This is a genomic window from Calidithermus terrae (assembly GCF_003574345.1).
GTDB lineage: Bacteria > Deinococcota > Deinococci > Deinococcales > Thermaceae > Calidithermus > Calidithermus chliarophilus.
The window spans coordinates 1-8,941 of record NZ_QXDL01000168.1; the positions used below are offsets into that span (position 1 = coordinate 1).

Annotated in this window: 7 protein-coding genes; 6 read left to right on the forward strand and 1 reads right to left on the reverse strand. The window is 64.8% G+C overall.

Annotation, left to right across the window (positions count from 1 at the left end):
• Positions 1-341: 341 nt before the first annotated feature.
• The gene (locus Mterra_RS15900; protein WP_027894359.1) at positions 342-617 is read right to left on the reverse strand and encodes a hypothetical protein; all 276 of its coding nucleotides are present in this window, start codon (positions 615-617) and stop codon (positions 342-344) included.
• 370 nt (positions 618-987) lie between these two features.
• On the opposite strand from Mterra_RS15900, the gene Mterra_RS22460 reads away from it, so the two are divergent.
• From Mterra_RS22460 to Mterra_RS15920, 6 genes are all read left to right on the forward strand, one after another.
• Complete coding sequence (locus Mterra_RS22460; protein WP_157202966.1) at positions 988-1,125, forward strand: class III lanthipeptide; 138 nt, start codon at positions 988-990, stop codon at positions 1,123-1,125.
• A 115-nt stretch (positions 1,126-1,240) separates the two neighbouring features.
• A complete protein-coding gene (locus tag Mterra_RS15905) occupies positions 1,241-3,055 on the forward strand; it encodes an ABC transporter ATP-binding protein (protein WP_119316061.1) in 1,815 nt (604 codons plus the stop codon).
• 20 nt (positions 3,056-3,075) lie between these two features.
• Positions 3,076-5,811, forward strand: coding sequence for a class III lanthionine synthetase LanKC (lanKC, locus tag Mterra_RS15910; protein WP_119316062.1), 2,736 nt, complete (start codon positions 3,076-3,078; stop codon positions 5,809-5,811).
• 2 nt (positions 5,812-5,813) lie between these two features.
• On the forward strand, positions 5,814-6,980 hold the full coding sequence (locus tag Mterra_RS22465; protein WP_170159702.1) for an insulinase family protein: 1,167 nt from the start codon (positions 5,814-5,816) through the stop codon (positions 6,978-6,980).
• Between the two features lies 1 nt (position 6,981).
• A complete protein-coding gene (locus Mterra_RS15915) occupies positions 6,982-8,184 on the forward strand; it encodes a M16 family metallopeptidase (protein WP_170159703.1) in 1,203 nt (400 codons plus the stop codon).
• Positions 8,185-8,322: 138 nt separating this feature from the next.
• Positions 8,323-8,941, forward strand: a 619-nt coding sequence (locus tag Mterra_RS15920) for a hypothetical protein (protein WP_245971662.1), incomplete at its 3' end; no start/stop codon positions are given.

The following is an 8,941-nucleotide window of genomic DNA, read 5'->3' on the forward strand; positions in this document are numbered from 1 at the left end:
GGGCTCGAGCCCCCGAAGCCCCGAAACCCAGAAGCCCAAAACCCCCTATGGGGTTTGGGGGTTTAAGGGTTTGGGGGTCCGGGCCCCTCGAGCCCGCCCCGCGCCCGTGGACCGGGGTACAGACCGTGCGGCACGCACGTTCGGTCCCGGGCGCAACCCCACAGCATAGCGGGGGCCGTGCCCCCCCCGGGGCGCTTAAGAATTTTTTCGGAAACCGGCGTTTCCGTAAAGTAACGCCGGCTAAGCCTGTGGCCCCCCTGACCGTCCAGCCGCCGTTCCTGCTACTCCGGCCCGGTGGTTCTGTTTGGGCGTCATGTAGGATAGCACGTGGTCGAAGGGCTTCACCAGCAGCTTGGCCACTGCCGTCCGGGGGAAAACAGCAAGAAATGGAACGGCTCGAGCATGCCCCTGACGGTCGTGCTGAGCGCTTTCAGGTCATCCGGCCTGCCCGTTCGGTCGACGGAGGGCCGGAAGGCCTTCAGAGCCATCACGGTCACGGCGATCCCGACCGGGGCCGCGTTGCCCGCATCGGGGAAGTTCCGGTCCCGCCAGCGCTTCAGGTAACGCACGACCCGGTGGAACTGCGAGCGCTCCTCGCCCTGGAGGTGCTCAGCCACCAGTTTCAGGAAGCCCTTGAGGGCGCTCCTGATCCACTCGCGCGAGGAAAAGCGCGAGTGGGTTTTGCCTTCGCCAGGTACAGCCTGCCGTGCTTGTCGGGGCCGGAGATCGCCAGGTCCAGGGGAGAGATATGAAACAGAACGTGCCGAGGTTAACCTCGAAAGGTACCGGGGCTACCCTTAATGAAAGCTCTAGGAGGGTTGCAAATTCCAGAGCGCCTTTGTATTAGGATTAGGACAGAGTCTAGGTGGCAGTTGACAGTAGGACAAAGAAACAGTCCCTGTCGTGTTTAGGGGTTTGATATCCCCACGCACTGGTTCGCCACCGCAGCCAGGTCTAGGCTTTTGACTTGATTGCATTGGAGGATCTATGCGTAAGAACGTGCTCAAGCTTCAGAGGCTCCAGGTGAAGGACAAGCGCGTCAACGGCATGGTGATGCCTAGCTGCAGCTCGTGCTACTCCAGCAGCTGCACGGGCGGGGGCTGCCAGACGACCTACTGCCCCTAGCGTCTGAGCCTACCGTAACTGTCGGCAAGGAGGCGGGAACCTTGGCTGCGGTGTTGGGCACAAAGGTTCGGGTTAGTCCGGGCCTTTGTGCCCATATTCCTTTGGGGTCAAAGGCATGATGGCGATACAGGATGTGGTTTTCGGGTTTCGCTACGCGATGAGGATTGCGCCGGCGGAGTTGGCGTTCACCACGGCAACCACCTTGCTCCAGGGCCTGCTACCTGCAGTGGTGGCTTGGCTGACCCAGCGTGTGGTCAGCCAACTGGCCGCTCTGCTTGGCGGAGGAACAGCGGACCGGCAAGATTTCCTAACCACGGCAGCCGTGCTGGGCTTGGCGGTGGCAGGGCAGTACCTCATTGGCCCGTTCGCGTCGTACGTGCAAACCCGCCTGAACGAGAAGGTTTCGGGGCTGGCCAGGCTCTCACTGATGGAGAAAGCCGCCCAATTCAAGGATCTCCGGCCGTTCGAGGACCCGCAGTTCTACAACGAGATCCAGCTACTGCAGGAGCAGGCCCTAGCCCGGCCATCGATGTTTGTCCTACGGACCCTTTACCTCACTCAGAATCTCATCACTATAGCCGCCCTGCTCGCGCTCCTGGCCCCCATCGCTTGGTGGATCCCGGCGGTGGTGCTCGCCAGCCTCATCCCGCAAGTCGCGTTTGCCGCCAGCCTCCAGAACGGGATTTGGCGGGTGATGAGCCACACCATGGTGGAGGCGCGCAAGCTTGCCCACTACGCCACGGTGCTGCTCGACGCCCAGTTCGCCAAAGAAGTCCGGCTGTTCAACCTGGGCGCCTACTTCCTCAACCTGTACCGACGGACCTTCGAGACCATGGTCGCGGCCCGCACTCCCGCCCGGGTCCGGGCGCTAACGTTCGCTGCGGCGCTCGGAATGGTGAACCTCGGGGTCATCGCAGCCTGCGTCCTCTTCATCGCGGACCAGGCCCTGCGGGGGCTGGCGCAGGTCGGGGCGCTCGTACTGTTTCTGCAGGCGCTCGTCGGCATCCAGGACAATCTGGCGAACTTTATCCAGCTGTCGGCATCGTTCGCGGATGACCTGCTCTACATGCGCCAGCTTCAGCAGTACTTGGCGCGGGAGCCTGGGCTCCCGGAGAAGAAGCCCGGGGTGAGGCTCGAACCTACCTTACCGCCCCGCGTCGAGTACCGAGGCGTCAGCTTCGCGTACCTACCCGGGGTGCCCGTCTTGAAGGGTATCAGCCTGACCCTAGAGCCCGGTAAGGTCTACGCGATCGTGGGCGAGAACGGGGCGGGCAAGACGAGCTTGGTGAAGCTGCTGATGCGCTTCTACGACCCCACGGAGGGTCAGATCCTGGTTAACGGCCACGATCTGCGCGACCTCGACCTCGACGCCTGGCGCAGGCGCATTACCGCAGTTTTCCAGGACTTTGCACGCTACAACCTGACCGTATTTGAGAACATCGCGCTCGGCGGAGTTGACCTCCCCCAGCTGGAGGCCCGGGTCGAGGCAGCGGCGGCTAAGTCGGGGATCGGACCCGTGGTGGACTCACTCGAGGCGGGCTACCAGACCCAGATCGGGCGGCCCTTTGGGGGAATCGAGCTCTCCGGCGGTCAGTGGCAAAAGCTCGCGCTTGCCCGAGGGTTTATGAGGGGCGAGACTGCCGATCTGGTTGTGTTGGACGAGCCAACTGCCGCCCTCGACCCTCGCAGCGAACACGAGCTCTATTTGAACTTTGCCGAGCTCAGCCGGGGCAAGACCGTCCTCCTCATCACCCACCGCCTGGCCTCGGTGCAGATGGCCGACCACATCTTCGTGCTCAAGGATGGCTGTGTCGTTGAGCAGGGCTCGCACACCGAACTGCTGCGGCTCAACGGTGAATACCGCGCGCTGTGGGACTTGCAGGCAGCGGCATACAACACCCCTGTCGGCGCAAACGGCATTGTGGACTGAGTGCGTGAGGTACAAGGAATATGGAGTGGGAACTTGAGCCTTTGCTCCTAGCAGCACACCCCGAATTCTACGAAAAGCCCGACCGGATCCCGATCTCGTACGAGCACCTCGAGGTAGTGCGCCGGTTGGTGCCTCCCTCGTGGGAGGTGATCCGCAGTGAGGTCTGGATCTTCGCCACGCCCCCAAACTACCCGGTTCGCCTCCAGGGTTGGAAAATCCACCTTTCATCCGCACTAGGACGGTCATTAGAGGTGCTCGAGCGGGCCTGCCGGGTCTGCGTTGAGCTGAACCTCGCCTTCAAGTGCGTCTCGGACCCTGGCCTCCTTACCCGGATGAATTCGAAGGGCTACCCTCGGCCTGCAGCGTGCAAATTCATCGTCGTCTACCCTAACTCGGACGAGCAGTTTAAGCACGTCTGCGAAGTGTTATACGAGGAGTTCAAGGGGTTCGAGGGTCCCTATGTGCTCTCGGACCGTAGGTACAAGGATTCCAAGGTAGTGCACTACCGCTACGGGGCGTTCTTAGGGAAGGCCGAGCTGTCCCTAGACGGCACGGCTGCCCAGCAGCTGGTGGACCCGCACGGGAATATCGTGCCAGACCTCCGGGTTCCCTACTGGCACTGCCCCGCTTGGGTCACCGACCCCTTCGACCCTGGCGAGGAGGATGAGGGTCCCACCGAAACCCTCACGTTGGGGCGGGGGCGCTTCGTGGTCGAGGGAGCGCTGTCGTTCAGTACCAGTGGCGGCGTATACCGGGCAACCGACTCTATGACAGGCGGGGCCGTGGTGATCAAAGAAGCACGCCCGTACACTTCTGAGAACGTGGGCGACGGGCTGGACGCCGTCGGCAGGCTCCGGAAGGAGTGGCGCCTGTTGGCAAAGCTCGCGCCTACTGAGCTGGTACCCGCCCCGGTCGCCCTGTTCGAGGAAGGTGAGCACCTCTTCCTCGCGGAGGAATTCGTTGAGGGCATGGACTTGGTGACGTTCGTGATGGGACACAACCCGGTGATCAGCCGGATCAACCCGAGCCCGGACGACCGCAGGCGGTACCTGGAGGAGATCGGCAAGGTCTGGTACCACCTCGCACTGGCGATGCTGGAGTTCAAACGGCATAACGTGCTCCACTGCGACCTTTCGGTGAGGAACGTGGTGCTAACAGACCCCAAACGGGGGACTGTAAAGCTTATCGACCTCGAGAGCAGCGTGGAGTGTGGTGTGGACGCATTCAACCGCTTCTCGACCCCGGGGTTCGCCAGCCAACGGCACTTTCAGGAGGGGGCCCGGGACTGGGCGGACGACGCCTACTCCCTCGGGGCGATCTTTCTGCACAACCTGCTGCCGGGGAACTTGATGTTTCAGCTCGAGCCGGCGGCAGCTGGCCGTTTCCTGGACAGGGCTGCTGCGTACTTCGGGCTACCTAAGCAGGTCCACGGCGCCATCGCTGGGCTGCTGAGCCCCGACCCTGCGGAGCGGCCGACCGTCGAGGAGGTCGTGCGCGTCCTTGAGGACGGCGTGGTGCCACTGGAACCGCAGGACCTGGACACCTTGCCGCCGGAGGACGTGCTCGAGTCCGTCGTGGACCGGGCGGTGGAGTACATCCTGAGCAGCGCGGACTCCTCACGTGACACCCGCCTCTTCCCGGGTGACATCGCTTCCCGCCAGTCCAACCCGCTGAGCGTGGCCTACGGCGTGGCTGGGGTGGTCCACGCCCTCAAGACGATCGGGAAGCCGGTTCCAGGCTGGGCCTTGGCTTGGGTTCTCGACAAAGGCTACCGCCACCTCAACGCCGAGCGGATGACCCCTGGGCTCTACCTGGGGCTCTGCGGCGTTTCCTGGGTTCTGCGGGAGCAGGGCCTCGAGGACCTGGCAGATCGGCTGCTACGGCTCGCCTCCAGGCACCCGCTCCTGTTCGAGGAGAGCAGCCTTTTCTACGGGACGAGCGGCTACGGCCTCGCCTGCCTGGCGGCCTACGAGCGGACCCGGCAGCAGCGGTGGCTCGACGAGGCCGACCGGGCCGGGAGGGAGATACGGCAGCGAGCTGTAGAGAACCGGGAGACCCTGTGGACCTCCCAAAAGCTGCAAAAGTACACCGGATACGCTCGGGGTGGAAGCGGCGTAGCTCTGTTTCTCCTGTACCTTGCGCACGCCACCCAAGACGCGGCGTACCTTGAACTCGGCAAGGAGGCGCTGGAGTGGGACCTGCGACATGTGATGCCTTATCCCGAAATGCCTGACGTCGATAGCCTCAAGCGAGACCCGAACGATCCTGACGACAACGTCGTTAGCCACTACTGGGTCGACGGGAGCGCGGGAGTGGTGACGGCGCTTCTGCGCTATTGGCGTTACACCGGGGAGACCCGCTACAAGGGGGTGCTCGACCGGCTCATCCCCGACTGCTGCCGCTGGTACACGGCCTTCCCCAACCTCTTCCAGGGGCTCGCTGGGCTGGGCAACACCCTTTTGGACGTGTATGAGTTCACCGGAGACCCGCGCTTCCTGCAGGAGGCCTACCGGACCGCCGACGGCATCCTCCTATTCCGAGTCGAGCGGCTATCCGGGCTCGCCTTCCCCGGCCAGCAGCTGCTCAGGATCTCGACCGACTTTGGCACCGGGTCGGCGGGGATTATCGCATTCCTCGATCGCCTGCGCCGGGCACTCCGTGGTGAGCGCACCGAGAATTTCAACTTCATGCTGGACAGCCTGGTGCCTGAGTTTATCCGCGCAGCCGAACCCGTCCAAACCGCTGGGAGCGCCTGAATTTGGTATACGCACACCTCGAAAACGGCCTGCTGGTGGCGGTGTGCCCCGAACCGCGCACCGTCCTCTCCGCAGCGCGGCTGACGCTGCCTCTCGGGTATGCTGCCGACCCTCCGGGCTGGTCCGGCCTTGCGCAAGCGGTATTCGAGGCCACCTGGGGTGCCGTGGAGCCCTGGGTTGAGGCCCTCGAGGCCGGGGGCGTCACCATCACGAAGGCGCTGGGGCCCCACACCGCCTCGCTCACCTTCGTGGCCCGCCGGAAAAAGCTACCGGAAGTCGTAAGCTTCCTGCGGGAGTTGCTCGGCGTTTCAGTCATACAAGGGGAGGCACTCATCCGGGAACTGCTGAACACTCGCGTCCGCAGCGAGCCCACCCCCTCGAGCGCAGAGCCCCCCGCAGTGGTGCTCCGGCGCCTCGTGTATGCGCAGAGTCACAACGGACTCCCGGCTTGGTCGGCCGGGCTGGGAGCGGCGCAGGCTGCCGCACTACTCGCCCGGATCGGCCCGGAGGGTGCCAACCTGGCCATCGTGGGGGCTGAGCAGCCAGAGGACCTGCTGGAGCAGGTCCGCGGTCTGCCTATAGAGGCGTTGCCCGTGACGTTCGGCCCCACCCGTACCGTGCGCGCCCGAAGCTTGGGACGCCACGCCGTCGTCGCGTGCGCGCTTCCGCCGCTCCCCCAGGATCCGGAGTCGTTTGTGTACACCCACATCCTCTGCCATGCTTTAGCCGCCGACGCAAGCGCACTACTGGTGGAGGCGTTGCGCAACCGGGACGGACTGATCTACTCGGCCAACTGCTCCCGGGAACTGGCGGGGAGCTATGGCTTGCCCGTGGTCCTGCTCTCAACCGCGGCTGACCGTGCCAGACCGGCGTACCACGCGTTGGCGGGGGCCTTAGCCAGTGTAGGGGGCTGGCTGGACGATCCAAAGTTCGAGAAGTACCGCAGCCTCACGGTGCTCAAGCTCCTCGAGGAGGACCACGCCCCGGCTGCTCGAGCTGTGGCCTTGGCGGAGCACTTGGCCCTGTGGGGTTCTCCCCGGGCCCTCGATGATCTGGTATCCCTCTGTGAGGCGGCGACATTGGAAGGATTGCTGGATCGGCTTGCTACCGCTGACCCGACCTGCCACTGGGCGGTGGTCGAATCGGATCAACCGCTGGAGGAGGGCTAGGGTGGCGGTCCTCACTTGGCATACGGGTATAGGTACCGGCCTCGGCGTCCTCGGGCTGCCCATGGACGGGTCGTCCTACGCTGCGATCGCGCTTTTCGTCAAGGCAGGAAGCCGCTGCGAGGAGAGCGGCCTCGAGGGCGTCGCCCACCTCATAGAGCACCTGATCTTCCGCGAGACCCGGCGCCTGCTGGCCCCCGGTGGTGAGCTCGCCCGTTGCGGTGCCTGGGTCAGCGCCCACACGGCCAGAGACTACGTCTGCTACTTTGGGGTGACGCGACCGGAGCACTTTGCCACCCTCCTAGACGGGCTGACCACCCTGGTATTCGCCCCTACGTTTACGGCTGAGGACTTGATAGCGGAGAAGGCCGTTATTTTCAATGAAATGACCGAGACAAGCACCGACGCAATGGCGCGTGCCGTCGAGGCCGTCTGGCGGCGCATATCGGGGCGTAGCCTCAGTCCCATAGGCAGCGCTGCCGACCTACAGCGTGCCACTGTCGACGCGGTGCGCGCGTTCCACAGGAGGTGGTACACCCCTGCCAACGCCGCCGTCTGCGTCGGCGGGAACTTTGACTGGGATGAGGTGCTTGAGTGGGCCGAGCGAATCTCGCTGACCTCATCTTCCGATTCCCGCCCACCGACCGGGTACCATTCCCCTCGCCCGGTTGCCCTGTCCAGCGGCGCTCCAGGTCTTAACGAACCGATCGCTGTTGCAGTGGTGCCAGGCGTGCCTCCGGGGCACCCCGACTTTGCGGCTGAGGCCGTAGTACGGCAGATGCTCACCGACCGGCGCCTCCCTTTCGTCCAGGCGCTCGAGCTAGGCGGGGTGGCCACCTCGCTGCTCGTCGCGCCACAGGCCACAGCTGCGTGGACGGGCTGTTTTGTGATCGTGGGCTACGATGCCGCCCTCCGGGGGGAGGTCGGTCCAGGGATCCAGGCGGCCTTCCGTGCTCTGGAGGGTGAGGGTTGCCCGGCTGGGTTGCTCGAGGGTCTGAAGGAACAGGTTGCCGTCGCGCATCTGCAGCTGACGGCGTCCCCGCTGGACCGGGTGCTCTCCTTGGGGGAGCAATTCACGCTCTATGGCCGAGTCCACGACCCGCATGAACTCGCCCTTGCTGTTGAGCAGCTGCGAACGGCTGATGTCGCTGCCTACTTGGCGCGGGCACCGTTGTCCTCATCGGAGGTTTATGTCTTCCCCTCGTGAACCGGTGGCCGAGGTTGGCCCCAGCGCCTGTGGGGTCATTCCTAGTAGGGCTGGAAACCCAATGCGACCAGGACCAGGGTCAGGGGACAGGGTTGGCTTGGCTCTGTCCGCATCATCCGTGAAATGTACCTTTCACGGATGATGTGCTACACTGAGGCCATCCCGGAGGGAACCATGAAGGAGATCTCCCACCCCGCTTTCACCTACCCCGGCCTGGGCGGCGGGGGCCGCTGCAAGGTCGAGGCCTACCGGCTGGGGCCGGACGTGCTGGTGGTCCTGCGGGATCAGGACGACCACGGCGGCCCCTCGGTCACCAACGCCCTAGAGCAAGTCTGCCGCGGGGTGCGCGACGAGCTGCTGGCCCCGAAGGGGCTGGACCGGCTGGAGACCTACTGGACCCACTGGAGCCGGGTGGATGGGGTCGCCAGCCTGGTGGAATTCCGCGACCCGCTGAGCCTCGAGGGCCCCCAGTGGCAATACCTGAGCCCGGAGGAGTTCGCCCGGATCCTGGAGGGCTTTGAGGCGGAGGACCCCCTCGAGCGCTGGATCCGCGAGGGGGCGCTGGGGGTCGAGGGGTGGGAGGAGACCCGCGGCGAGCACGCCCGGACGATCCCCTTCGGGACAGAGCAGGCTCTGTGCACCGATCGGACGATCCCCTTCGGGACAGCCTGCGGCTGTGCACCAAGGGCACGATCCCCTGTCGGGACGGGCTGTGCCCGCGCACCGGGGGGAGGCCCAATTAGGGCAGGGGTCGGGG

What these genes read in the sequence shown, in the direction of transcription:
- Mterra_RS22460 (WP_157202966.1), top strand. Translation starts at nt 988, where the DNA reads ATGCGTAAGAACGTGCTCAAGCTTCAGAGGCTCCAGGTGAAGGACAAG.
- Mterra_RS15905 (WP_119316061.1), top strand. Translation starts at nt 1,241, where the DNA reads ATGATGGCGATACAGGATGTGGTTTTCGGGTTTCGCTACGCGATGAGG.
- lanKC (WP_119316062.1), top strand. Translation starts at nt 3,076, where the DNA reads ATGGAGTGGGAACTTGAGCCTTTGCTCCTAGCAGCACACCCCGAATTC.